A 24931-nucleotide genomic window follows, 5' to 3' on the forward strand; every position below is an offset into this window, starting at 1 on the left:
TCGGCTACCCGTCGGCGGGTGTGGTCAAGGCTTGCGTCAACACCGGCACCGTGAGCTCCCGCTGCCACGGGCGCGCTCCGGCCTGCGTCAGGTAATCCTCGACCGCTGCCCGCACATCGGGCACCGGCTGCCAGTCCCAGCACAACCGGCGCACGGTATCGGGCGTCAGTAGATTCTCGGTGGGTACCGAGACACGTTCGGAGAGTTCGGAAAGGGCGGCGCGCGCAGCCTCGAGCCGTTCGGCGGCCTCCGGCTTGCGCCGTGACCAGCGAGCCGGCGGCGGCGGACCGGTGGTGGGCTCGGCGCCCGTCGGTGGATCCGGGTCGGTGCGGGCCCTGGCCAGCGCGTCCAGCCATACCTGCGCGCTGCGGCGCTGTCGACTGCCGCCGAAAACCGGCAAGGCGGTGAGCTTTTCGATGGTGTCGGGGTCGCTGGTGGCGGCGCTGACGATCGCGGCGTCGGGCAGGATACGTCCCGGCGCGATATCGCGGCGCTGGGCAATGCGGTCGCGGGTGATCCACAGTTCGCGCACGGCGGCCAGAGCGCGCGGGTCGCGCACCTTGTGGATACCCGATGTCCGCCGCCAGCGGTCACGCCGGGTGACCGTCGGTTCGGCGGTGCGCAGATGCTCGAATTCCTGTGCCGCCCAGTCGGTCTTGCCCTGTTCGGCGAGCACCGTCGCGAGCGCCTCACGCAGCTCCAAGAGCACCTCGACATCCAGCGCCGCGTAGTTGAGCCAGTCGGCGGGCAACGGACGCTTGGACCAGTCCGCGGCGCCATGCCCCTTCACCAGACCGAGGCCCAGCAGCCTGCGCACCATCTCGGCGAGGTTGACGCGCTCGAACCCGGCCAGCCGCGCACCCAATTCGGTGTCGTAGAGCCGCGGCGGTGTCATGCCCAGCTCCGCCAGGCAGGGCAGGTCTTGGTCGGCGGCATGCAGCACCCACTCGTCGGTGCTGAGCACCTCGGCCAGCGGGGCCATGACCTTCAGCGTGTCGCCGCCGTGATTGACCGGGTCGATCAACACGATGCCCGATCCGGCGCGCTTGATCTGAATCAGGTAGGCGCGGTTGGAGTATCGGAAGCCCGACGCGCGTTCGGCGTCGATCGCGAACGGGCCCGATCCGGCGGCAAGCAGGTCGGCTGCCTTGACCATGTCGCTGGGGTACAGCGCTACCGGCGGCACGCCGCCTGCGGGTGCCAGCAGGGGAGTCGCCTCGGGTTCGGGCGCGGCCCCGGAGTCCTCTGATTCGGTCATGTCAGGCGCGGGTGCGGGATCCCAAGCTCGTCACGCCGGCCGGCGGTAATCCAGCCGCATGCTCCAGCACCTCGCAGAATGCCTGCACGTGCGGGCCGAGTTCCAGGTCGGTTGCCGTCCACGAGGCACGCAGCTCGAGCTGATGGGCGCGTGGGGGCCCGGAGATGTCGCCGTAGCGCACCGAGGTGGTGGCGGTGACGGTGCCGCCGAGGGCGGTGACCGCCTGTGCGTGCGCGGCCAGCGCGTCGGCCAACCAGCTCCACGCAACCTCCGGCAGCAGCGGATCGACGGCCTCGGTGGAGTCCAGGTCGGCCTGGATGTAGGCAACCAGTCGCATGGTGCCGTCCCAGGCCTCGGCACCCTCGGGATCGTGCAGCAAGATCAGCCGACCGAAGGCGTCGCCGTCGGAGCGCTCCGGCACGACCGCGACGTCCGGGTGGCGGACCTCGGCGCCCAGCGCGTAGCTGAACGGGGCCAATCGCTGCGGGGGGCGGATCGGACCCAGCTCGATCTCCGGCCGCACGGTTGCGGCATTCATCGCCGCAACTGCGGTCCGGAACTGAGCCGGTTCGACGGATGTCACAGTCAGCGACGCTAGCCCCAACTGCTCTCAGCCTTGCGCAGGCGCGCCGTCTTTCGGGCGCGTGGCAACATAGGTGCCGATGAGCACCCGTCGTGACCTGCCAGAGTCGCCATTTCTGGCCGCCGCTACCGGCCGCACCCCGTCCCACACCCCAGTGTGGTTCATGCGGCAGGCCGGGCGTTCGCTACCCGAATACCGTGCGCTGCGCGCCAACCACAAGATGCTGGAGGCCTGCTTCGATTCCGAGCTGGTCTGTGAGATCACGCTGCAGCCGGTGCGCAGGCACAAGGTGGACGCCGCGATCCTGTTCTCCGACATCGTGGTGCCCCTGCGGGCCTCCGGTGTCGCATTGGACATCGTTCCCGACGTCGGACCGGTGATCGAGCACCCGATCCGCACACCGGCCGATGTGGCCGCACTCACCCCGCTGGAGCGTGCGCAAGTGGCACCTGTCAGCGATGCGATATCGCTACTGGTGGCCGCGCTGGGGGATGTTCCGCTGATCGGATTCGCCGGCGCCCCGTTCACGCTGGCGTCCTACCTGGTGGAGGGCGGGCCGAGCCGCAACCACGAGAAGACCAAGGCCATGATGCTCGGCGAACCCCAGACCTGGCACGCCCTGATGACCTCACTGACCGATCTCACGATCGGCTTCCTGGAGGCGCAGTTGGACGCCGGTGTCGACGCCATCCAGCTCTTCGATTCCTGGGCGGGCACGCTGTCGCTGGCCGATTACCGCGCCTACGTCCTGCCGCACAGCTCGCGGATCTTCGCGACGCTGGCGCCGCGTGGCGTGCCGATGACGCACTTCGGCGTCGGCACCGCCGAACTGCTCGGTGCCATGGGTGAGGCCGGCGCGACGATGGTCGGGGTGGACTGGCGGACGTCGCTGACCGCGGCGGCCCAGCGCGTGGGTCCTGGAAAAGCGCTGCAGGGCAACCTCGATCCGGTGACGTTGTTCGCCGGCTGGCCCGCGGTCGAGCGTGCCGCGCGTGCCGTCGTCGAAGATGGCCGGGCCGCGGTGGCCGCGGGCGCGGCCGGACATGTCTTCAACCTCGGTCACGGTGTGCTGCCCGCCACCGATCCCGAGGTGGTGACCGACCTGGTCTCGCTGGTGCATTCGTTGTGACCACGTACTGCGTTGTCGGCGGCGGAATCTCGGGATTGGCCGCCGCCTACCGGCTGCGGGTCGCGGCCGGTCCGGATGCCGAGATAACGCTGTTCGACCCCGCCGACCGGCTCGGCGGGGTGCTGCGCACCGAACAGGTCGGCGGCATGACGATGGATCTGGGCGCCGAGGCGTTCATCACGCGCAGGCCCGAGGTTCCCGCGCTGCTTGCCGAGTTGGGGCTGACCGACCGGCAGGTGGCCAGTGCCGGTGCGCGACCGCTGATCTACAGCCAGGGCAGGCTGCACCCGCTGCCCACCGGCACCCTGCAGGGCGTGCCCGCGCATGCCGAATCGGTGGCCGGTCTGGTCGACGAGGCGACCGTCGCACGGATAGCCGACGAACCCCGCCGACCGCTGAACTGGCGGCCGGGCGCTGATCCGTCGGTTGCCGAGCTGATCGGTGATCGCTTCGGCGCCCAGGTCGTCACCCGGTCCGTCGAACCGCTGCTGACCGGTGTCTACGCGGGGTCGGCCGCGACCATCGGCGTGCGCGCTGCGTTCCCGGCGTTGGCGGCCGCCCTGGACCGCGGTGCCCGCAGCCTCACCGAGGCGGTGCGGACCGCCCTGCCGCCGCCACAGCCCGGCCCGGTCTTCGGTGCGCTCGACGGCGGTTACACCGTGCTCGTCGACGAACTGGCCCGCCGCGCCGGGGTGCGCTGGGCGCAGGTCGGCATCGAACGGGTGGCGCGGTCCCCGCGTGGTTGGGACCTGGTCGACGACGAGAGCAGGCACTGGTCGGCTGATGCGGTCGTGCTGGCCGTGCCCGCGCCGCGGCTGGCCCGCCTGATCGAACACGTCGCACCGCGCAGCGCGGCGATCGCGCGCGGAATCCCGGTGGCCTCGACCGCCCTGGTGGCGCTCGCCCTGCCCGGTGGCACACCGCTGCCGGACCAATCGGGCGTGCTGGTCGCCAGCGGCGAGGCATTGCACACCAAGGCCATCACGTTGACCTCCCGCAAGTGGGGCAGGCGCGGCAATGTCGAGCTGGTGCGGTTGTCCTACGGCCGGTTCGGGGACAGCCTGGCCCGAAGCGTCGGTGACGACGAGTTGTTGAACTCTTCGCTCGACGACCTGCAACAGGTGTTCGGGATCAGCACCGACCCTGTCGATTTCCGGGTACAGCGCTGGATCGAGGCCATGCCGCAGTACGGGCCCGGCCATGCCGAGCGGGTGGCGGAGTTGCGCGCCGGACTGCCGCCGACGTTGGCCGTCGCCGGTGCCTACCTCGACGGGATCGGGGTGCCCGCCTGCGTGGGGTCCGGCACGAAGGCGGCGGCACGGCTGGTGGCAGGATAGCCATATGGCCAAGCTCGATTACGACTCGCTCAACTCGATGACCCGGTACATGATGATCTCGGTGTTCGCCGTCCAGCCGGAGGCGCTCGACGCCGACCGCAGTGCCGTCATCGACGAGACCGCGACCTTCCTCAAGCAGCAGGAGGAGGGCGATGTCGTCGTCCGTGGCCTCTACGATGTCTCCGGTTTCCGGGCCGATGCCGACTACATGATCTGGACCCACGCCGAACGCGTCGAGGATCTGCAGGCCACCTACAAGGCCTTCCGGCGCACCACCCTGGGGTTGGCCAGCGATCCGGTGTGGAGCGTCGTCGCCCTGCACCGGCCCGCGGAATTCAACAAGAGCCATGTCCCGGCGTTCATCGCCGGTGAGGATCCCGGCGATTACATCTGCGTGTATCCCTTTGTGCGGTCCCTTGATTGGTATCTGTTGCCCGATGACGAGCGCCGCAAGATGCTCGTCGAGCACGGGATGGCCGGCCGGGAGTACCCGGACGTGCGTGCCAATACCGTGCCGGCGTTCGCCCTCGGTGATTACGAGTGGATCCTGGCCTTCGAGGGGCCGGATCTGGCCCGCATCGTCGAGCTGATGTGGAAGCTGCGCTACACCGATGCCCGGCGCCACGTCCGCGAGGAGACGCCGTTCTTCACCGGTCCGCGGGTGGGTGTCGAACAGCTGCTGAACGCCCTGCCGTGACCCCACGCCCCGACCGGATGCGCGTCGACCTGATTGTTTGCTAGCGTTTGACGATGCCGACAGTCGCCCGGGTGGGGGGCGGGGCCGCGGTCACCACCATCGCGTTCTCCGTGTGGCTGCTCACCGGCTGGGGTTCACCCGATGTGCGGGTTGCGGTCGAAGATCTGGCCTTCATCGTGATCGCGGTCTTCGTGACCGGTTGCTGTATGCACGCGGCATGGCGTGCCCAGGGTCGGCAGCGGGTGGTCTGGGGCTGTGTCAGCGCGGGCATGGTCGGCTACACCTTGGGCTCGGCCATCTGGGCGTATTACGAGGTGTGGCAGGTGGCGTCGCCCTTCCCCTCGATCGCCGACGTGGCCTATCTGGTGTTGCCGATCTTTGTCTGCATAGGTTTGCTGGCTGTCCCGCACGCGGCGTCCGGCTACACCCACGGCAGGCTGGCGCTCGACGGTGTCATCGTGGCGGTCGCGTTCTTCCAGATCGGCTGGTGGACGGTGGTGGACACCATCCTGCAGTCCGATGGGGCAGGTCGTCTCTTACTGGGCATTGCGCTGGCGTACCCGATGCTGGACCTCGGGGTGCTCACGGTGGCGGTGCTGGTCCTGTCCCGGGCGCCCGCCGGTCAACGTCAGTCTCTTGCGCTGCTGGTCGGCGGGATGACACTGATCGCCATCGGCGACGGCATCTTCGTGTTCACCAACACCCATGACAACGAGTCGTGGGTGCCCTTCTCCAGCATCGGATGGGCACTCGGGCTGTTGCTGATAGCGCTGGCCGCCCTGACGTCCCGCAGGGACACCAGCACGCGGGCCGATATCGATCAGCCGATCACCCGCGGCGCCATGTGGTTGCCCTACATCCCGATCGTGCTGGCCCTGGCCGCGGCGGCGATGCACTTTGCTGGATCGCCGGGGGTGCCGCCGGCCCTGTTGATCTCGGTGCTGCTCATCGTGCTGGTGCTGGTGCGGCAGTTCATCGTGGTGGGGGAGAACAGTCGGCTGCTGGAAACGGTGGCCGCCCAGGCCATGCGCGATCCGCTGACCGGGCTGGCCAACCGCGCACTGCTGCAGGACCGACTGACGCACGCGATGGCGCTGCACGAGCGTGACGACGAGGCCGTCACGGTGCTGTCGATGGACCTCGACGACTTCAAGCTCGTCAACGACGGACTGGGCCATCCGGCCGGTGATTCACTGCTGATCCAGGCCGCGGAGCGCATCGTCACCTGCACCAGGGCCGGCGATACCGTCGCCCGGATGGGTGGCGACGAGTTCGTCGTGCTGATGGAGGGTGACGAGGCCGCCGCGCGGATGGTGGCCCACCACGTGGTGGCGGCTTTCGCCGATCCGTTCGTGGTCGACGGATATGAGTTGCGGCTCTGTCCCAGCGCGGGGTTGGCCGTCGCGAATGCCGAGGGGCCCAGGCTGTCGGCCGATGATCTGCTCAAGCGGGCCGATCTGGCGATGTACGCCGCCAAGCGCGGCCGCATCACCGGTGTGCACATCTACTCCGATGACGATGTACCGGCCGGCATGGCGGATCCGGTGCAATTGCGTCGCAGAGCGGGCGACAGCGCGCACGACAGCGCGATCGCGTTCCAGATGCTGGGCCAACTGCGCCATGCGATAGACAACTTCGAGCTCACGCTGGTCTACCAACCGAAGTTCGACCTGGTCGACGCATCGATCATCGGGGTCGAGGCTCTGGTCCGCTGGCCGCATCCCGACCGCGGACTGCTCGGGCCGGACCAGTTCCTGCAACTGGTCCGCGATCACGGGTTGATGCGACCCATCAACGAACTGGTGCTCGAGCAGGCGCTCGGACAGGTGGCCATCTGGCGGGATCTGGGTTTCCGGGTTCCGGTCGCGGTCAACATCTTCGCGCCCTCACTGGCCGACTTCGGGCTGCCGGACCGCATCCAACGGGCGCTGCGGGCTCGGGATCTGCCGTCCGAGATTCTGACCGTCGAGATCACCGAGGATCTGCTGCTCGACAACCGCGAGGTGGCCGCCACGGCGATCGACCAACTGCGCGCCAGCGGTGTCCGGGTGGCCATCGACGATTTCGGCAGCGGATATTCGGCCCTGTCGTACCTGCGCGATCTGCACATCGACGAACTGAAGCTGGACAAGGGCTTCGTCACCACCATCACCGCGGATCGCCGTGCCGGCGCCATCGTGCGGGCGGTGATAGACCTGGCCCGGGAACTCGGCCTGAGCACCGTGGCCGAAGGTGTGGAGAGCGCCGAAACCGCTTCGCTGTTACGGGAGTACGGCTGCCAGGTCGGGCAGGGGTACTACTTCAGCGAACCGCTGACACCGGCGCAGTTGCTGGCACTGCTCAGGACCCGGCGGCGGGAACCAGACGCAGCGATATGGAATTGATGCAGTACCGCTGGTCGGTCGGCGTGGGGTAGCCCTCACCCTCGAAGACATGTCCGAGGTGGCTGTGGCAGTTGGCGCAGATGACCTCGACGCGCGTCATGCCCAGCGAGTCGTCACGGCGCAGGATCACCGCGTCGGAGTCGGCGGGATCGTAGAAAGACGGCCATCCGCAGTGGGATTCGAACTTCTCGGTGCTGCGGAACAGCTCCGCCCCGCAGGCCCGGCACTCGTAGACCCCCGCGGTCTTGGTGTCGGTGTACTCGCCGGTGAACGGCCGTTCGGTACCCGCGCGGCGCAGCACCTGGAATTCGGCGGGGTTGAGCTTCTCGCGCCATTGGTCGTCGGTCAGCTCGATCTTGGGACCAGGGGTCGTCATGATTTCACGCTAGCGCGCCGATCGGCATCCGTCATCCACGGCGGATCGATGCCGGAATCCAGCCTGCCGTCGGCCTTTGCGTCCAGGTAACGGAAGTACAGCACGCAGAACACGACGATCAACAGCAGTGACCAGCCGTACGTGATCTTCATGTACTCCAGGAAGCGTCCGGTGGTCGGCCAGTGCGCCAGCAGCCAGCGGTCCATGGTCATGAATCCGTACACCGCAAGCCAGGCCGGCCAGTTGTGCAGTACCGAGTTGCGCAGCACCACCGTCATCAGGAACGGGAACAGCATGGTCGAGTAGTAACCCTGCCCCAGCGAGAGCACCAGGAACGAGGCGGTCAGCAGCACGCCGGAAGAGGTCAGCAGCCAGAACAGCGGGTCGCGTTCGCGGTAGTACTTGTAGAGCAGGTAGAGGCTGCCCGCGGCCAACAGCAGGAACAGGATGCGCAGGGACAGGATCAGCCACATCGGCAGGCCGTAGTAGATGCCGTTGCCCAGGATCGAGGAGTTGAAGTAGTCGCGCGTCTCCATGATGTAGGGCAGTGTCCGGTGCACGAAGCTCATCGGGTCCGACACCAACGGCCAGGCGGCCGCGTTGAAGATCAGCGGGACGCCGAAAGCCGTGATCAAGGTGTAGAACTGGCGGTTGAGCACCGGCAGCAACAGCAGCGGCGCCAGGGATGGTTTGACCACCAGCGTCAGGCCGATCGCGGCGCCCGCCAACAGTTCTGCGGTGCGCCCGCCCTTGAGCAGGAACCGGAAGAACAACACCGCGCCCAGCAGCATGCAACCGTTGATGTTGGTGAAAACCAGTGTGTTCGTGACTGATTCGGTGCAGAACATGGCCAGCAGCAGTGCGGGCGCGGCCACCGAGGACAGTGTGTAGTTGAACATCCGCAACAGCAGGTATGCCGCGATCAGGAACGCGATCACATTGAATGTGATGTACCAGTACCGGGCGGCATCGACGGGCAGGTAGCCGAACGGGGCGAGCAACAGCGTTCCGCCGGGTGGGTACAGGTAGTGCGGATCGACGTGGTTGAAGTTCTCGTTGTAGATGTCCCAGCCCATTTTGAAATTGATGACGGCCCGGTAGACCGGCCCGAAGTCATCGGTGATGTAGCCGTTGGTGCCCAGCACATAGCTGCGGTGGATCACCGAGAGGATGGCGATCGGCCACAGAACCGACCGCAGGATCGTTGCCGTCGACGGCGGTGTGGTGCTGGGACGGAACGCGTTCAGGACGGACTGCTGGAACGACACCTGCGCAATTTACACCGGGCGTCCTGACGGTCCACTCAGGCAGGGCAGAACGTGTCGGTCTCGGGCAGCGTGCCTTTTTCCAGGTAACCGATCACCGGGGGCAGCGCGCAGGGCGAGTAGATGCTGGCGCCGTGTCCGATGCCCTGGAAGATCACCCGCTTGCTGTTGGAGCCGGCATTGATGATGGTGGCCGCGACCGCGGCGACGCCTTCGTTGCCGATGACGGGATCGTTCTGCACACCGAGCAGCAGGGTGGGGATCTTCAGATCCTTGGGGTCCTCGCCCGCCGAGCCGCTGGGCCAGCTCAGGCAGTTCACCATGCGCAGTGCGCCGACGGTGCCGAATTGGGGGTAGGTGCGGTTCCAGGCGACGACGAGTTCGCGGACGCGGTCGGGGGTGGGTCGGTTGAGTGCATCGCTGCAGCTGTTGACGAACTGGCCGTCGGTTTGACGAAGATCCTCGGCCTGGGCGATCAGATCGGTCATGGCCCCGGTGTCACCGCCGCGGGCGGCGGCGATGGCGCCGCCGAGAGCATTGGTCGCTGCCACCCGATCACCGCGGGGGAAGGCCAACGCGGTGGTGATGGCGTCGGCGACCGCGGCCTCGGAGGCGCCGTTGGGTCCGCGTCCCTCGCGGGCGGCCTTGAGCAGCGCGTCGACCTCGCCCTTGGGGTCCGGGCTCAGCGGGCAGTTGATGGCGGTGCACTGCGCGGCGAAGGCGTCCAGCGCGGCCTGCTGGCCCTTGACCTTCTGCTCGGCGGCGGCCTCGGCGCCGATCGCCAACGGCAGGGGGGAGTCCAGCACCAGGCGGGAGACCTTGTCCGGGTGCGAGCCGGCGTAAGCCAGTGCGACCTGGGCACCGTTGCCGATCCCGAGCAGCGCGATGGTCGGCACGTCCCAGGTGCTGCGCAACCGCTCGATGTCCTCGGCGGCGTGGGCATTGTCGTAGGCCGAGTCGCCGGGGGCGATGGTGTCGGTACAGGTCGTGGTGGCGGTCTGGGCGATCGCGCCGAGCTTGGCCACCGGGTCGTCCCCGGTCTCGAACTGGGTCTGGTCGATCATCTCCTGGCGGTCGAAAAGATCGCGGCAGTCGATGGCCTTGGACAGTCCCATGCCGCGGCGGTCGACCGCGACGATCGGGTTGGTCTTCAGGATGTCGGTGCCCGACCGGGACAGCCAGACCGGCAGCTGGGTGGACGACGGCAGGTCGCTGCCGGTGGTGAACACCAGCGGGCCGGCGTCGGCCGGGGTGGCACTGGTGCGGGCGCGCACCACACCGATCGGGATCGTCCCGTTGGCACCCTTGATGGGATCGAGGTCGGCGTCATAGGTCGCACATTCGAGGGTGACACCGGGCACCGGCGCCACGGCGGCGTCACGGAATGTCTGTGCGGTGCAGTCCGACCAGTTCAACGCCCGGTCGTTGTCGGCGCTCGGCGCTTCCCACGCCGGTGGTCCGGAGACCGTGGGTGTGGGTTCCGGAGCACCCTGCGGGCCGGCGCCCTCGTCGGTGGCGTATTGCGGGTTGGCGGCCAGCAGGGGTGCACATGAGGTCAGCAATACGGCGACCGCGGAAACCCCGAGTGCCCTGATCGCCGGACGGACTCCTCGAGTCGCCGCGCTCCTGCCCGCCGTAACCATGCCGACCACAGTAGCGATCACGCACGCCGGATCAGTCGCGGCTGTAGCGCGTGTACAGATAACCGTCGTCGTCGGTCAGCGTGTGCCGTCGGCGCATCCGGGTGATCGCCTCGTCATGGCCGTCGGTGATGCGCTTGGCCGAACCGCCCACCAGGGTCGGCGCGATCGTCAGGCACAGTTCGTCGAGCAATCCCGCCGAGATCAGGGCGCCGAGCAGGCTGGGGCCACCCTCGGTGAGTACCCGCGGCAGGCCCAGCCCGGCCAGCGTGTCCAGTGTGGTGGCCAGATCGACGGTCCCGGGATCACCGGGGGCGGAGCAGTCATACACCTGCGCCAGCCCGGCGAACTCGGCGCGCGCCTCCTCGGCGGACTCGTGGGTGGTCAGGATCAGTGGCGGCACCTCGGTCTGCGTGAACACCGGCAGGCTGTGGTCCAGCCGTGCGCTGCGCGTGACCATGGCGATGGGTGGCACCTCGGCCTGGCCCCGGGCGTTGCGCGCCTGGCGTTCTGCCGCACCCAGCTGCGCACCGGAATAGCCTTCGACGCGCACCGTGCCCGCGCCGACGAGCACCACATCGGCGAGCTCGCGCATCAGGCGGTAGAGCGCGCGGTCTCCATCGCCGCCGAGGACGCCGGATTTCCCGTCGGCGGTCGCCGCCCCGTCGAGACTGGTGATGAAGTTGGCCCGCACCCAGCAGGAACCGAGCTTTTCGGGGTAGGCGTACAGCTCGGAAAGCCCGGCACCGGCATCCTCGACCGGGCCCAGCGTTGTGAAATCCGTCCCAGCGGCGCTATCCGACATGGGTTTCATTGCAGCACGTCGATAAGGTGCACGACATGCAAAGCGGCGCCGGGGTCGATGGTTTGGTGGATCGGCACCCCAAGGTGACGCCGGAACAGCTGGTCGCCCGGCTGGTGCCGCCGCCGACCTTCGCCGATGTCAGCTTCGACACCTACCGTCCCGATCCCGCCGAGCCGTCGCAGGCCGCGGCGGTCGAGCGGTGTCGGGAGTTCTGCGAGCAGGCGCTGCAGCGCCGGGCCGGCAAGAAGAAGCTGTTCGGTAAGCGGGAGGTGCTGCCCGGGGTGGGGGTGTACCTCGACGGCGGGTTCGGTGTCGGCAAGACCCACCTGCTGGCCTCCACCTACTACGCCCTGACCAACGCCGACGTGGCGCCGACGGCGTTCGCGACGTTCGGCGAGCTGACCCAGCTGGCCGGGGTGTTCGGTTTCACCGAGTGCATCGAGCTGCTCAGCCAGTACATCGTGATCTGCATCGACGAGTTCGAACTCGACGACCCCGGCAACACCACGTTGATCTCGCGGCTGCTCTCGGCACTCGTCGAGCGCGGGGTGTCGATTGCCGCCACCTCCAACACGCTGCCCGAGCAGCTGGGTGAGGGCCGGTTCGCCGCACAGGATTTCCTGCGCGAGATCAACACGCTGGCCGCGATCTTCACGACCGTGCGGGTCGAGGGTCCCGACTACCGGCACCGCGGTCTGCCGCCCGCGCCGGAGCCGCTGTCCGATGACGAGGTGCGCGCCCGCGCCATCGGCGTCGACGGCGCGACGCTCGACGATTTCGACGCGCTGTGCGCCCACCTGGCGACCATGCATCCTTCGCGCTACCACGCGTTGATCGACGGGGTCCGTGAGGTGTTCATCACCGGCGTGCACCCGATCACCGATCAGAGTGTGGCGCTGCGACTGGTGGCCCTGACCGACCGGCTCTACGACGCCGGCGTCCCGATCCTTGCCTCGGGCACCAAGCTCGACACGATCTTCAGCGACGAGATGGTGGCCGGCGGCTTCCGCAAGAAGTACCTGCGGGCCACCTCCCGGTTGTTGGCACTCACGGCCGCGGCGCAGTCGGGCTGAGCCCTCGCACCATCACGTAGTCGTTCTCGACGTTGTTTCCCAGCTGGAACGTCTTGGTCCCGGCGATCTCGAAACCCGATTTCGTGTAGAAGCGTTGGGCCCGGGCGTTGTCCTGGTTCACCCCGAGCCACACGCATGCCGCGCCCAGGTCGGTGCAGTGTCCCAGCGCATGTGACATCAGTGCGGCGGCGACGCCGCGGCCATGGGCTTCGGGTGCGGTGTACATCTTGGACAGTTCGACGGTCGGCCGGAGCGGGACGGCGCTTTGCACGTCGGGGTCATCGGGCTCACCGCGAATCAGCATGGTGTAGCCGAGGATCCGTTGTTCCTCGCAGGCGATCAGCACGATGCGATCCGGGTCGCGCAGATAATCCCGGAAGGCCTGCGGTGAGAGGTGGGTCGCGACGAACGCGGCCACATCGGCGGGGTCGGATTCGGGCGGGCAGGCCAGTGGGAAGGTGGCGGCCGCGACCGCGGCCAACTCGTCGACATCCGCGGCCGTGGCGGCCCGGATCACGGCAGGGGAGAGCCTGGCTGCCAGATGTTCCACTGCGCCAGATGGGTTCCGGTCTGCGGGTTGATCATCACCACGTTGGTGACCAGCGCGCGGTAGACGTCCCAGTAGACCCCGCCGGAGACGGTGGCCCCGGGCGGGGCGTTGAGCAGAGCCTTCTCCAATGCATCGGGGGCGTCGGTGTGCTTGGCGGCGTAGGCGTCGGCGTACGGGGTGACACCGCTGAACGTGGTGGCGATCGACAGCTTGAACGGATTGGGTGCGGAGATGACGTGCACCGTGATGCCGGCGCGCCACGGGCCACCCTGGGCGCGCCAGCGCGGCGAACCGTTCCAGCCCCAGCCGGGCGGGACGGGGACCGGGAGCACGTCGTGGACGGTCACATCGGCGACGAAGTCGTCGTATTGGACGCGCAGCGTCTGTCCGAGATCACCGATCGGCGTCTCGGCCGCGGCGGCGGGCGGGGCGACACCGACCGCCACCAACGTCATGGCGGCGATAAGGATCGACAACAAGCGCGACATACAAACCCTCCCTTTGCTGCCTCGCATGATGGCACATGCCCGGCGGCGGCTCGGAGGTTCGGCCGTTTAGGCCACCCAGGGGCCGTGTCCGCCGATGGATTCGATGCGGATCCGGGTCAGGAATCCGTCGGGCGCATCGGCGGGTGGGAAGTGCTCATCGGAGCCGAGCATCGCGACGGCCAGCTCCTTGAGGACGTCCAGGCCGCCTTCGACGACGCGTGCGGTCCCGGTGACCGACAGGTACTCGCGTTGCTGGCCGGGCTTGGCGGGAGCCAGGATGGTGGCGGTGACCCTGCCGTCGCGGCGGACGTTGCGCACCTTGCGATAGGTGTCGCTCAGGTGGGCCGAGACCAGTTCGTCGCCCTCGGGGGTGGACTGCAGCGCGACCCAGACGACGGTGGCCTGCGGGCTGCCGTCGGGGTTGATGGTGACCAGCGTGGCGTCGGCGCCCGCACCGATGAGTTCACGGGCGGCTGCGTTGAGTTCCATGTCGCAGTTCTACAGTTCGTCGTCGGGTTTCATTCCCGGCATCGCCGACAGCAGGTCGACCAGGGTGGCGGTGAGCCGATCCCTGTCGAGGCCCAGGCCGTGCAGGGGGCCGTCCCCGGCTTCGGATTCCAACAGCGCCAGCAGCATGTGTTCGGTGCCGATGTAGTTGTGGCCCAGGCGAAGTGCCTCGCGGAAGGTGAGCTCCAGGACCTTCTTGGCGGCACCGTTGAAGGGCACCAGGTCCATTGTCTGACCGGTGGCGGCCGGCAGGGTGATCGCCGCGCGAAGCTGGTCGGGTTCGATGCCCTGGGCCCGTAGCAGGGCGATGGCCAGCGAGTCGGTATCGACCAGCAGACCGAGAATCAGGTGCTCCGGGGTGATCTCGGTGTTCTCTGCGTCGCGGGCGGCGTTCTGGCTGAAGACGACCGCGGCGCGGGCTCGCGGGGTGAACCGTGCGAAACCCTCGTTGGGGTCGATGGTGTCGCCCTTGGGGACGAACCGTTTCTGGGCGGCCTGTTTGGTGACGCCCATGCTGGCGCCGATGTCGGTCCAGGAGGCCCCGGAGCGGCGGGCCTGGTCCACGAAGTGGCCGACGAGGTGGTCGGCGACCTCGCCGAGGTGTTCGGCGGCCAGGACGGCGTCGGAGAGTTGTTCGAGGGCGTCGGTGTGGACGGACTTGATGGTGCGGATCAGGTCGTCGAGGCTGACGGAGGTGCTCATGCGTCAACCGTAGGTTGACGGACCATTGTCGTCAACCCCGGGTTGACGCTATGGCCGCGGATAGCCGCGCCGCACCGTGCGATCGAGAATGCCCAGCGTCGCGCGCAGTGCCGACTCGGGGATCACCGGGAAGATGCCCGCCTCGCGCCACTTGTCGTCGATGGCCGACCAGTCGTAGAACGATGTCACGACGGTCCCGTCGTCGGCGGGCTCCAAGCGGTAGCCGTAGACGTGGCCGATCTGCGGCTTGATCTGGCCGAGGATGGTCCAGGCGATCAACCGGTCCTGCTCGTAGTCGACGATATCGACGGTCACGTCGTACTTGCCCATCGGAAAGTCGTTGAGCGCCTCCCGATCCATGTGCACCACGAATTGGTCACCGACCTGTCGGGCCGGCTCGCCGCTCGCATCCTGCAACATGCCGGAGGCGTCGATGGCCACATGGCCGTGCGGATCGGTCAGCACGGCGAAGATGTCGGCGGCCGGGGCGGCGATGGTGCGTTGGACTTCCATGCGGTCGCTCACGGGGACACTCCTTGCTGGCGGTTGGGTTTGCGGGCGATCAGATACCCCTGCGGGGTCGATTCGACACCGTCGTCGTCGGGGGCGCGGACCAGTTGGGCGTACACCGGGAGGCCCGCGGCGCCGAGCGACTCGGCGACCGAATCCGGGCGGCGGCGCTCGAAGACCAGATCGACGTGTTCGCCGAACGCCTCGGTCAGATGACGTGGTTGATCGCCGACCTGAAAGGCCGCCAGCGCGACGCCGCCGGGAATCAACACGCGACGGAACTCGGCGAACACCCCGGCCAGGGCGTCGTCGGGCACATGGATGATCGAATACCACGCGCACACCCCGCCGACGCTTTCGTCGGGCAGCGGCAGCGCGGTCATCGATCCGACGGTGAAATCGATACTCGGCCACGCTCGGCGCGCCTGGTCGATCATGTTGGGAGACAGGTCGATTCCCGATACGGCGGCGCCATACTCCCGCAGGATCGCGGTGGCCGCGCCGGTCCCGCAGCCGACATCGACGACGGGCCACCCTGCCGGTACCGAATCGGCGAACGCCCGCAGCATCGCGCGGTCGACAGGCTTGTCGTCGAGGTGGCCCGCGAAGGCGTCGGCATAACCGGCGGCAGTGCGGTCATAGCCGGCTCGGGTGCGCTCCAGAAACGAGATGTCAACCATCGCTGCCGAGGTTACTGTCGCAGTATGCGTATCGCGGTGTTGTGCATCGGAATCGTCCTGGCGGCCTTCGGCACCCTGTTCGCCCTGCAGGGTTTCGGTGCCGTCGGAGGCAGTCCGATGAGCAACACCACCACGTGGTCGGTGCTGGGTCCGCTGATCGCCTTGATCGGGGTGGGCATCGCCGGTTATGCCTGGCGGCTCAAGCCGTGACGCCGAGGCCGCTTTGGCCCGTGCGCGGCGGGCGTGTAACCTGGCCGACGTGAACATCGGTGTATGCGCCGCCTATTGGCGCTTTATCAAGGCTCCGGGCGGAGCCGATAAAGCGTTGATCTAACCGCGCATCCACCCGGAGCCCAGGCAGTGACCACCACGGTCGCTGCCTTTCGTCATTACGAGGGCGCCGAAACTCACGCAGGTGCCCGTAGCAGGAAGGCACCCCATGAATCTGGCGCAGATCGCCACCGCACCCGCGACGTCGGACCGGCGGATTCGCAGTTTCAGCGAGATCCCCAGCCCACACGATGTGCTCACCGAGTTCCCGCTGGGCGCGCGGCGGGCCGAGCGGGTGGCGCGCGACCGCGACGAGATCGCCGACATCCTGGCCGGTCGCGACGACCGGCTGCTGGTCGTGGTCGGCCCGTGTTCGGTGCACGACCCCGAGGCCGCGCTCGACTACGCCGGCCGGCTGGCCACGGTGGCCGAGGAGCTCAAGGACCGGCTCAAGATCGTCATGCGGGTGTACTTCGAGAAGCCCCGCACCACGATCGGTTGGAAGGGCCTGATCAACGATCCGGGCATGGACAACACCTTCGACGTCACGCGGGGGCTGCGCACGGCCCGCCAGTTGCTGCTCGACGTCATCGACATCGGTCTGCCGGTCGGATGCGAATTCCTCGAACCCACCAGCCCGCAGTACATCGCCGACGCCGTCGCCTGGGGCGCCATCGGGGCCCGCACCACCGAATCGCAGGTGCACCGCCAGCTGGCCTCGGGTCTGTCCATGCCGGTCGGTTTTAAGAACGGCACCGACGGCAACATCCAGGTCGCCGTCGACGGTGTCAATGCCGCTGCGGCCCAACATGTCTTCTTCGGAATGGATGACATGGGCCGGGGCGCCCTTGTCAACACCGCGGGTAACGAGGACTGCCATGTGATCCTGCGCGGCGGCACCGGCGGACCCAATTACGACGCATCCGCGATCAATGCGGTAGCCGACAAGCTGGTGGCCGCCGGCCTGCCCGGCCGGGTCGTCATCGACTGCAGCCACGCCAATTCCGGCAAGGATCACGTCCGGCAGGCCGTCGTGGCCGCCGAGGTGGCACAGCTGGTGCGCGACGGACTGCCGGTCAGCGGTGTCATGTTGGAGAGCTTCCTGGTGGCCGGCGCCCAGTCGCCGGATGCCAAGCCGCTGACCTACGGCCAGTCGGTCACCGACAAGTGCATGGATTGGGCCACAACGGATCTGGTGTTGCGCGAGCTCGCGCGCCGCTGACCCGGCTAGCCCTGCTCGTCGAGCAGGGCCAGCAGGGCCTGTGTGGTCTTCCAGTTCCGGATCGTCATCTGCTTGTACTCGGCGGTGGTGGTGATCTTGCTCAATCTGCTCTTGGTCCGTTCGGCGCTCAGCCGCGCGAAATACACCACCCCGGTACCCGGCCAGGCCTGGTCGACCCCGTCGCGCAGCGTGACGATATCCATCACGCGCGACGCGGTCAGGGGTGCCTTCAGGAAGATGGCGTCGGAATGGAACGTGTCGGGTTCGGCGCCGAAACCCTTGGGAGCCTTGGTGACCACGTTGCGCAGCTGGCGGTGTGAGCGCACGACCACGACCAATGGAACGCCGAAGGCCTTCTCCAAGGTGCCTTCGATGGCGCTCTCCAGGTTCGCGGGATCGTCGTCGGTGTCGAACAGCACGTTGCCCGACTGGATGTAGGTGCGCACGTTGTCATAGCCGTGCTCGTCGAGGGTGGCACGCAGATCCTTCATCGCGATGATGTTCTTGCCGCCGACGTTGATTCCGCGCAGCAGCGCGGTATAGCGGGTCATCAGCCGAACTCGACGTTGCTGCGGTGCATCGCACCGAAGCTACTAGCATTCCGCCCATGGCAAAGGTCGAACTTTCCCGCGAGCTGTCGATCGACCCGCAGACCGCATGGGACCACGTGTCGAACCTCGACGCACTGGGGGACTGGCTGGTCCTGCACGAGGGCTGGCGTAGTGATGTCCCCGACGAACTGTCCGCCGGTACGACACTGATCGGGGTGGCCGGTGCGAAGGGCATGCGCAACAGGGTCACCTGGACGGTGCGCAAGTTCGATGCTCCGCGGCTGCTGGAGGTCACCGGCAAAGGCGTCGGCGGGACCAAGTACGGCCTGAAGATGGCGGTGAAGCCCACCGCGTCGGGGTGCGCGTTCACCGTCACCATCGACCTGGGCGGGCCGCCGCTGTTCGGTCCGATCGGTGCGGTCGCCGCACGCACCGTCAAGGGCGATATCGAGCGGTCGGTCGACAAGTTCGAGTCGCTGTACGCCTGAAGCATCTAAGCTCGCCCACGTGTGGGGGAGACGCGCCGTGGCGTTGCTGGTTGTGTTGGCCTGTGTGCTGACACCGGTACCGGTGGCCGCCGCCGAAGCGCCGGTGGCGCATATCGACTTCGGTGGGCTGAGCCGCACCTATCAGGTGCATGTGCCGCCGGGGACGCCGAAGGGACTGGTGCTCAGCCTGCATGCCGGCGGGCAGACCGGCGCGCAGCAGGCCGCGCTGACCAACTTCGATCCGGTGGCCGATCAGCACGGTTATGTCGTGGTCTATCCCGACGGGATCGACTTCAGCTGGGCCGATGGGCGCGGCGCCTCGGTGCCCGACCGCACCGGCGTCGACGATGTCGGATTCCTGGTGACGTTGGTGCAGCGACTTTCGGCTGACTTCGGGATACCTCCTGGCCGGGTGTTCGTTACCGGGTTGTCGGCGGGCGGTTTCATGGCGAATCGGTTGGCCTGTGAGCGCGCAGACGTGTTCGCCGCCATCGCGACCGTCGGTGCGTCTCTCGGGACCAATGTCGGGTGCCATCCGTCGCGCCCGGTGTCGGTGTTGACGATCCACGGCACGTTGGACCCGATCGTGCCGATCGGTGGCGGACCGATGATGGGCCGCGGTGGGGCGAGCACCGTCCTGGCGGCCACCGCGCTGGTCGACAGCTGGCGACACCTCGACGCCTGTGACGCAGATCCGTTGATCGAACCGCAGCCCGGCGTCGACGCCCAGTTCGTCGAGCGGATCAGTTATCACTGCGCCGAGGGCTCGTCGGTGGTCTACATGCGGGTCGACGGCGGCGGGCACACGTGGCCCGGGGCCCCGGAGATCCTGCCGGCCAACCAGGTGGGCCCGGCGATCCGGTCGTTCAGCGCCTCCGAGGCCGCCGCGGTGTTCTTCGACGAACACGGGCGCTGACTTCCGTCGACCCACACTTCGAACATATGATCGAATGGTGGGTGAGATGCAGTCCATCGGGTACGGCGGGCAGCCCACGCGCGAGGTGTTCCGCCGGGTCGATCCGCCGCAGACCGTGTTGGTGGATCTGGCCGCGCTGTTCCCGCGCCAGCCGCACTGCCGGTGGGGCCGCCAGCACCCGCTGGGGCTGCAAATGCACAAGGTCGTCGAGGCCCAGCTGACCTGCTGGGGGTTGTGCGAACAGGGTGCGTGGTGGGGGTTGGTCACCTACCCGGTGCGCTTCGGTGCCCGGGAACGGCCGGTGACGCACTGGGTTCCGGCCTGGATGCTGACCCTGGGCTGATCCCGCCGCCTTGACGGTGGCGGGTGAGATGCTGCTTGCGTGGCAGACAAGGTGGTCGACGACGCCGTGAAGGACCGGGCGGTGCAGTACAACATCGCCCTGACCGTCCTCGCGGTGCTGACCGCGGTGGTGGCGCTGCTGACCAATCTGACCGGCGGGGGCTGGGAGCTCGGGCTGCGGATCACGACCGTCGTGCTGGCCACCGCCACGGCCATCACCGGGTTGTTCAAGTTCCGCAATGAGCGCGCCTACAAGGCGCAGCAGGAGGGCCAGAAGGCCGACCTGGAGCAGGCGTTGCGCGCCGAGTCGCGGCGCACCTCGTTGCTGATCAACGGCGCGATGTTGGGCACCGCCGACAAACTGCGCCGGTTCGCGGCGATGGACCAGACCGCTCGGGACCGCGAGATCAGCGGGTTCCGGTCGTCGATCGTCAGCAAGGTGTGCGACCTGATGCAAAGCGATGCGCCGCGTGCGGCGTACTTCCGGGTGCAGCATCGCCCCGGCGGTTCCCGGGTGATGACGTGCGGGTCCTATGTCGACTCGATCAACCGCGAGGATTCCTTCACCAGCGAATTCGTCGAGGGGACCGGTGGCGATCAGGGCGTGTGGACGCTGATCGACCACGGTGACGTCGAGAGCAGCAACGACACTGACGCGCACATCCCGGAGACCTGGGATGTCAGCAGGGGGCGTGTCTACAAATCTTTCGTGTCGGTGGCGGTGCGTGCCGACGTGGCCTTCGGGATGCTGACGGCCAACACTTTGGAGAAGGACGGGTTCAGCGCGTCCGATATCGCCTCGATCAAGATTCTGGCGCACCTGTTGGCCGCGGCCGAGGCGACGGGGCAGCCGCGATGACGCGGGGGACGGGTTCGCCCGTGTTGTCGGATGTCGCCGCTAGGCTGGACGGTATGTCGAGGAAGGGAGTGCAGACCATGGCTCGTGCCGTGCAGTTCCACGACGATGACATGAAACGCGCCTGGGAAGAGGCGATCGTGGCCGAGCGGGAGGCCGAGTTGCATCCCGAGCGCACCGCCGAGCGTCGGCGCCGGCTGATCCGCTGGGTACAGGCGCGCGATCTCGCGGCGTCGGTCGCGTAGCGGTCCAGGCGCAGTCGGGCATGCCCGAGCCCTCAGGTGGTGAGGATCCCACCGGCTATATGGCCGATGCCGGGTCGCCCACCGAGCTGGCCGGCATCGCCGATGCCGACACCCAGTCGGCGTTCGCCTGGGGGCTCGACGAGGAGCCCGAGCCGCAGGCACCACGCACGCTGAGCCCGGCGGTGATCACCGCAAGTGCCGTGGCGGCGGCCGTGGTGGTGATCGCCGCGGCGTCCGCGGTCGCGGTATGGGCATTGCGCGATGAGCCGGTGAGCGCGCCGGCGCCCCGGCCGGATCTGCTCAACGGGGTGTATCACGTTGAATACCAACCGGACCGGGCCACGACATCGGGTACCGACCGTCCGGTCAGCTGGGGTGTGCAGGGCGCGCCGACCCAGGATTGGCTGACGCTGACCACCACATGTGCCGACGGACCCTGTATCGCCAGCGGGGAGGTGCTCGGCCCCGACCGGCAGCGGATGGCCGGAGCGCGGACGCTGTCGTTCCAGCTCACCGACGGGACATGGCGCGATATCGCGCCGGCCCGGGTGAAGTCCACCTGTCGTTACGCCGACGGGTCGATCGCCGGTGAATCCTGGACGACGGTGACCCTGGGGTTCACGCCGCGTCCCGACGGCACGTTCACCGGTGAGCTGACCACGGTGGTCGACACCAATGAGTGCGGCGATCAGGGGAACACCGTGGTGACGCCGTTGACGGCGGCCCGGGTGGGGGATGCGGTGTGAAAGTGCGTAGGTGCAAGGTCAGGGCTCCATGTGCGTAGGCAAGCACCGAAGTTGGATAGAACCCAAGTTCGTTTGCGGAACCCTGACCCGCACTCAACGAGAACTATCCGATTGGATGCGTCCTCGCAGCTGAATATACCCAATCGTGGCTCAGATCACACGTCGGGGGTGTGGCGCCGAAAGTTTGCCGGTCTAGCTGTCGGGCGTGCAGACCCCTGGAGGCTGATGAGGATGAGTGCCGTGAAAACCGCCCTTGCCGTCGTCGTGGTGTCGATGGCGGCGCTGACGGCTTGCGGAACGACAAGCGGAGTCAACGGTGGGGCAGCGGTGACCAGAGTCGAGGGGGCAGATCCAGAAGCCATCCTGCGCACGAGTCCCTCGTTCGAGGATGCGCAACGGCAATACCGGGCGGCCGTCCAGGACTGGGCCAACCAGATCGCGTCGACGTCACCGAGTTTGACCTGGCGGGTGAAAGAGGACGGCTGGGGAGGATGCACCGGCGAGTACGCCAACACACCAGGGGTCCACGCCTACATCTATGTCGTGTTCGATGGGCCGATATCGGATGCGGCGTGGCCGTCGGCGCTCGACGTGGTGCAGCGGGGCGCCGCACAGCTCGGTGCCACGGCGGTGACCGCGACCGTCGATCGGCCAGGGGATCACAACGTGATCTTCTCCGGCAACGACGGCATCACAGTGGAATTCGGAACCAAGGCCGCTGGTGTGCTGTCGGCGAAATCAGATTGCCGGCTGCGGTCTGGGACTTTTGGCCGAGGGAATTAGTCCGCAGGAAGCACGGCGGCGAGATCCAGGGAGATGGCGATGTCGTCGGCATTACCGGAGGCGAATCCGGTGTCACCGGGAGCGCCCTCGGTTGCGTTCTTGCGGGCCGTGTCAATCATCTCTTGCGTTGCATCGTCCATCGTCCAGAAGCTGCCGAGTATCAGGACGCGTCGACCAGAAGTCAGCGTCATCTGGCCCACGGTAATCATGTCTTGAACAATCGCCGGTTCGGCGTCGGCTTCGCCAAGGACGACGTGGTACTCGAGGTGATGCGGGGGGTCGGGTGTCTTGTAGAACCGTATGGGCTGTTTGTCACTAGGCCGCTTCTCGTTGACAGTCTGTCGAAACGTGTTCGAGGGAGTGCGGATTCGAGCGGCATGTACCCAACCCGGAGCAAGTTCAGTCGTGGCTTCATAGCGTTCGATCAGACGGTCCTCGCCGTCGGGCAAGTTGACCTTCTTGGCGCCCTCCTCGGTGAACGCGAATCGCCAACGGCCCGACTGGTGGAAGCTAAGTTTTGCCGCACCCATTAGTCCGCGGGTGCCGACGTAGATGTCGTCGCTGTTCCGCGAACCGACGACAGTCCACGTCAGCGACCGCGGCCCGTCTGGATGGCCGGTGGCCCAGCGGATTGTCCCGGGGTGCTGCAGCGTGAGGATGTCGGAGGGCTTCGTGACCATGTGGTATTTCGAGTCGCTCATCGGTTCCGATGATCTCATCCTGAGATAGACGAGGCCTGGCTATCAACACGTTGGCGCGCGCCGAAACGGGTGCCCGATGCGCACGGGCACTTTATCGGGGTCGTAGTAACGTCGCATGTCGGTAGTCTCCGCACATGACAATCGGATTCTGCCGAGATATCCCGCTTCAGGATTCGAACGGCACATTTCGACACGGCGCGGTCTTTCTGCTGCGACGTCCGGCGGCCCAAGATTGGTCGATACCGCTTGACGGCTGGACCACGACTGTCCAACAGGGCAAGGGTGTGGTTGTAACGTTCGGCCCCTCGTCGGCAACCACGTTTGACGACACCCATTCGGAGTCACTTCGCGCTGCCAACGATGCGCTCGACTACATGTGCATGCGTGGGTGGGAGGACCTCGCTATCAGACTGGATTCTCATGAGAGCCTGGTGTGGTGGGTCGATCCGACCTTTGGACAAGTGGTCCGTGCGAGAGTGATTGACCTTTCGACTTCGCGCATCGGCCCAATTCACGTAGAAGTGCGAGCGCCATCGGGGGAACTTCGACCTAGTCCGCCCCCGCCAACGCCACTACAGCACGATGCGTTTCGCTTCATACGGATGGCCCGTACGGCACAGAACCTTTTTGATTCTTACCGGAACATGTTCCTCGCACTGGAGGCGTTGCTCAGCGATATCCGCCCTCGCCAAATGAAGCCTGACGGGCATCCTGCCGAGAACGAGCGGGCATGGCTCACGGCGGCGCTGACAGCGGCTGATCCGATGGTGCCCTACAGGGATCTCGCACCAGACGGGGAGGCAGATCCGATTGGTTGGTTCTTCGACAACACCTACGGCAATGAACGTTCGGCGTTGATGCACGCGAAGCCGGGTTTAACCCGCCTGCCTCAGGACGATGCCGGCAGGTCTGAGTTGCGCGCTTCGCTGCATATCCTATGGAGCTACATGCATCGGCTAGTGGGGGCGCGGCTGGGCGTTCAGTTCAACTCCGGCCAATTCTCCGCATACGGTTGGGAATGGCTGATGGGGCAGATGTTCGACCATATGCGTCTATTCGCGAGTGGGGTTGAATTGCCCGGTCAAGATGTACAGCTTTCGGAGTCCATGGAGGACGCCATAGCTGAGCGCATCTGCTATCCGTCGACCGTAAGTGAGCGAACGACTGAACAGCCAATGTTGATCTCCAAAACGGGCGTGTTCGACCTAGGCGAGTTGAGGGGCCTCCCTTGTATCCATGAGTTGGGGGCGGCGATGCCTGACGGTGCTGGGGGAGTGAAAGCGTTCAAGACGGAGATCGCTGGTCCTCTAGTGCTTGGCGATGCAGTCCAGAGGTTTGAAATTGTCGCAGGTATACACAACGTAAATAGTTCAGATTTGCCGATATTCTCCGCCTAACCGTAGTGCGCGTTGGACTCCTCGAACCCTGTGGACGCAATGCGGCGGCCACTTCCGGTTGCCATCGGCTCGGTTGACTTCGCGGAGAAGGTAATCGGCGAGACCGCGGAGCATGACGACATGCGGCGCGGGAAGCGCGGAGGGCACGTGGGCAGTCTGTAGGACGTCCAAAGGCGCTGGATCCGTCAAAAATGGCGCTTGCCGAGCGCATGCACGCTAGCGGCGAATCGGCAAGCACCATAGCCAGCGTCCTCCGCGTGAGCCGAGCTACGGTATACCGCGCCTTCTCAGACGTGACCGAAAGCGATAGCTGATATCCAGGACACCGTGGTTGCCGAACCTCTTCTCTTCCACCTGAAGTTCGACGGTTGACACTAGGGTTTAGCATTATTGCGTTCCCAACCGGCGTTGATGTTTGGACGTCGGGTGT

The 24931-nt window shown here is 67.0% G+C and carries 29 protein-coding genes and 1 pseudogene; 16 read left to right on the forward strand and 14 right to left on the reverse strand.

Features of this window, described 5'->3' with window-relative positions:
- Positions 1-4: 4 nt before the first annotated feature.
- Positions 5-1258, reverse strand: coding sequence for an HRDC domain-containing protein (locus tag IC40_RS0112890; protein ID WP_030135125.1), 1254 nt, complete (start codon positions 1256-1258; stop codon positions 5-7).
- A 1-nt stretch (position 1259) separates the two neighbouring features.
- Entirely contained in the window at positions 1260-1841 is a 582-nt protein-coding gene (locus IC40_RS0112895; RefSeq protein WP_030135126.1) for a DUF3000 domain-containing protein, read from the reverse strand.
- Positions 1842-1920: 79 nt separating this feature from the next.
- Here IC40_RS0112895 and hemE point away from each other — a divergent pair, with 79 nt between their 5' ends.
- The 4 genes from hemE to IC40_RS0112915 are packed head-to-tail and all read left to right on the forward strand — an operon-like array spanning position 1921 to position 7388.
- Positions 1921-2970, forward strand: coding sequence for a uroporphyrinogen decarboxylase (gene hemE / locus IC40_RS0112900; protein WP_030135127.1), 1050 nt, complete (start codon positions 1921-1923; stop codon positions 2968-2970).
- A complete protein-coding gene (locus IC40_RS0112905) occupies positions 2967-4307 on the forward strand; it encodes a protoporphyrinogen oxidase (protein WP_030135128.1) in 1341 nt (446 codons plus the stop codon). The genes hemE and IC40_RS0112905 overlap by 4 nt, the downstream gene beginning before the upstream one ends.
- Positions 4308-4311: 4 nt before the next feature.
- Positions 4312-5004: a hydrogen peroxide-dependent heme synthase gene (gene hemQ, locus IC40_RS0112910; protein WP_030135129.1), complete on the forward strand. Its 693-nt coding sequence runs from the start codon at positions 4312-4314 to the stop codon at positions 5002-5004.
- A 53-nt stretch (positions 5005-5057) separates the two neighbouring features.
- The gene (locus IC40_RS0112915; RefSeq protein ID WP_042509690.1) at positions 5058-7388 is read left to right on the forward strand and encodes a putative bifunctional diguanylate cyclase/phosphodiesterase; all 2331 of its coding nucleotides are present in this window, start codon (positions 5058-5060) and stop codon (positions 7386-7388) included.
- Here IC40_RS0112915 and msrB read toward each other — a convergent pair.
- Genes msrB through IC40_RS0112935 form a run of 4 tightly spaced genes read right to left on the reverse strand, consistent with a single transcriptional unit; the run spans position 7345 to position 11474 of the window.
- The gene (gene msrB, locus IC40_RS0112920) at positions 7345-7764 is read right to left on the reverse strand and encodes a peptide-methionine (R)-S-oxide reductase MsrB (RefSeq protein WP_030135131.1); all 420 of its coding nucleotides are present in this window, start codon (positions 7762-7764) and stop codon (positions 7345-7347) included. The two genes, IC40_RS0112915 and msrB, sit on opposite strands and share 44 nt — an antisense overlap.
- On the reverse strand, positions 7761-9032 hold the full coding sequence (gene aftC / locus IC40_RS0112925) for an arabinofuranan 3-O-arabinosyltransferase (protein WP_030135132.1): 1272 nt from the start codon (positions 9030-9032) through the stop codon (positions 7761-7763). Before aftC ends, msrB begins: the two co-directional genes overlap by 4 nt.
- A 35-nt stretch (positions 9033-9067) precedes the next feature.
- Complete coding sequence (locus IC40_RS0112930) at positions 9068-10690, reverse strand: alpha/beta hydrolase (RefSeq protein ID WP_411431663.1); 1623 nt, start codon at positions 10688-10690, stop codon at positions 9068-9070.
- A gap of 13 nt (positions 10691-10703) precedes the next feature.
- Positions 10704-11474, reverse strand: a complete 771-nt coding sequence (locus IC40_RS0112935) for a pyrimidine reductase family protein (protein WP_030135134.1) — start codon at positions 11472-11474, stop codon at positions 10704-10706.
- 35 nt (positions 11475-11509) lie between these two features.
- Between IC40_RS0112935 and zapE the strand changes: the two genes are divergently transcribed.
- Positions 11510-12547: a cell division protein ZapE gene (gene zapE, locus IC40_RS0112940; protein WP_030135135.1), complete on the forward strand. Its 1038-nt coding sequence runs from the start codon at positions 11510-11512 to the stop codon at positions 12545-12547.
- Here zapE and IC40_RS0112945 read toward each other — a convergent pair.
- The 6 genes from IC40_RS0112945 to IC40_RS0112970 form a co-directional block, all read right to left on the reverse strand.
- On the reverse strand, positions 12522-13097 hold the full coding sequence (locus IC40_RS0112945; protein WP_030135136.1) for a GNAT family N-acetyltransferase: 576 nt from the start codon (positions 13095-13097) through the stop codon (positions 12522-12524). The two genes, zapE and IC40_RS0112945, sit on opposite strands and share 26 nt — an antisense overlap.
- The gene (locus IC40_RS0112950; protein WP_030135137.1) at positions 13061-13585 is read right to left on the reverse strand and encodes a hypothetical protein; all 525 of its coding nucleotides are present in this window, start codon (positions 13583-13585) and stop codon (positions 13061-13063) included. Before IC40_RS0112950 ends, IC40_RS0112945 begins: the two co-directional genes overlap by 37 nt.
- Positions 13586-13651: 66 nt before the next feature.
- Positions 13652-14074: a PPOX class F420-dependent oxidoreductase gene (locus IC40_RS0112955; protein WP_030135138.1), complete on the reverse strand. Its 423-nt coding sequence runs from the start codon at positions 14072-14074 to the stop codon at positions 13652-13654.
- 9 nt (positions 14075-14083) lie between these two features.
- A complete protein-coding gene (locus IC40_RS0112960; RefSeq protein WP_030135139.1) occupies positions 14084-14794 on the reverse strand; it encodes a Clp protease N-terminal domain-containing protein in 711 nt (236 codons plus the stop codon).
- Positions 14795-14842: 48 nt separating this feature from the next.
- Positions 14843-15319, reverse strand: a complete 477-nt coding sequence (locus IC40_RS0112965; protein WP_030135140.1) for an SRPBCC family protein — start codon at positions 15317-15319, stop codon at positions 14843-14845.
- A complete protein-coding gene (locus tag IC40_RS0112970) occupies positions 15316-15984 on the reverse strand; it encodes a class I SAM-dependent methyltransferase (protein WP_030135141.1) in 669 nt (222 codons plus the stop codon). Before IC40_RS0112970 ends, IC40_RS0112965 begins: the two co-directional genes overlap by 4 nt.
- Before the next feature lie 24 nt (positions 15985-16008).
- Between IC40_RS0112970 and IC40_RS0112975 the strand changes: the two genes are divergently transcribed.
- Complete coding sequence (locus IC40_RS0112975) at positions 16009-16194, forward strand: hypothetical protein (RefSeq protein ID WP_019511834.1); 186 nt, start codon at positions 16009-16011, stop codon at positions 16192-16194.
- Positions 16195-16423: 229 nt separating this feature from the next.
- The gene (locus IC40_RS0112980) at positions 16424-17476 is read left to right on the forward strand and encodes a 3-deoxy-7-phosphoheptulonate synthase (RefSeq protein ID WP_030135142.1); all 1053 of its coding nucleotides are present in this window, start codon (positions 16424-16426) and stop codon (positions 17474-17476) included.
- Positions 17477-17481: 5 nt separating this feature from the next.
- Here IC40_RS0112980 and IC40_RS0112985 read toward each other — a convergent pair whose 3' ends face one another.
- Positions 17482-18027 carry a DUF1697 domain-containing protein gene (locus tag IC40_RS0112985; protein WP_030135143.1) on the reverse strand — a complete coding sequence of 182 codons (546 nt, stop codon included), beginning with the start codon at positions 18025-18027 and terminating at the stop codon, positions 17482-17484.
- Positions 18028-18083: 56 nt separating this feature from the next.
- On the opposite strand from IC40_RS0112985, the gene IC40_RS0112990 reads away from it, so the two are divergent.
- From IC40_RS0112990 to IC40_RS0113020, 7 genes are all read left to right on the forward strand, one after another.
- Entirely contained in the window at positions 18084-18515 is a 432-nt protein-coding gene (locus IC40_RS0112990; RefSeq protein WP_030135144.1) for a type II toxin-antitoxin system Rv0910 family toxin, read from the forward strand.
- Between the two features lie 43 nt (positions 18516-18558).
- A complete protein-coding gene (locus IC40_RS0112995) occupies positions 18559-19431 on the forward strand; it encodes an extracellular catalytic domain type 1 short-chain-length polyhydroxyalkanoate depolymerase (RefSeq protein WP_411431664.1) in 873 nt (290 codons plus the stop codon).
- A gap of 37 nt (positions 19432-19468) precedes the next feature.
- Positions 19469-19774 (forward strand): hypothetical protein, encoded by a 306-nt coding sequence (locus tag IC40_RS0113000; protein WP_030135146.1) that lies wholly within the window; start codon positions 19469-19471, stop codon positions 19772-19774.
- A gap of 39 nt (positions 19775-19813) precedes the next feature.
- A complete protein-coding gene (locus IC40_RS0113005; protein WP_030135147.1) occupies positions 19814-20632 on the forward strand; it encodes a hypothetical protein in 819 nt (272 codons plus the stop codon).
- A 53-nt stretch (positions 20633-20685) separates the two neighbouring features.
- Entirely contained in the window at positions 20686-20874 is a 189-nt protein-coding gene (locus tag IC40_RS27840) for a hypothetical protein (RefSeq protein ID WP_131701330.1), read from the forward strand.
- Between the two features lie 20 nt (positions 20875-20894).
- Positions 20895-21620, forward strand: coding sequence for an Rv2253/PknI dimerization domain-containing protein (locus IC40_RS0113015; RefSeq protein ID WP_030135148.1), 726 nt, complete (start codon positions 20895-20897; stop codon positions 21618-21620).
- 231 nt (positions 21621-21851) lie between these two features.
- Complete coding sequence (locus IC40_RS0113020) at positions 21852-22403, forward strand: LppA family lipoprotein (RefSeq protein WP_051644330.1); 552 nt, start codon at positions 21852-21854, stop codon at positions 22401-22403.
- Here IC40_RS0113020 and IC40_RS0113025 read toward each other — a convergent pair.
- Positions 22400-23104 (reverse strand): hypothetical protein, encoded by a 705-nt coding sequence (locus IC40_RS0113025; protein ID WP_030135150.1) that lies wholly within the window; start codon positions 23102-23104, stop codon positions 22400-22402. The two genes, IC40_RS0113020 and IC40_RS0113025, sit on opposite strands and share 4 nt — an antisense overlap.
- A gap of 134 nt (positions 23105-23238) precedes the next feature.
- On the opposite strand from IC40_RS0113025, the gene IC40_RS27845 reads away from it, so the two are divergent.
- Positions 23239-24501, forward strand: a complete 1263-nt coding sequence (locus IC40_RS27845) for a hypothetical protein (protein WP_030135151.1) — start codon at positions 23239-23241, stop codon at positions 24499-24501.
- A 116-nt stretch (positions 24502-24617) separates the two neighbouring features.
- A pseudogene (locus IC40_RS27560) lies at positions 24618-24815 on the forward strand (helix-turn-helix domain-containing protein); the annotation flags it as partial.
- Positions 24816-24931: the final 116 nt, after the last annotated feature.

The sequence above is a fragment of the Mycolicibacterium neoaurum ATCC 25795 genome, assembly GCF_000691525.1.
GTDB lineage: Bacteria > Actinomycetota > Actinomycetes > Mycobacteriales > Mycobacteriaceae > Mycobacterium > Mycobacterium neoaurum.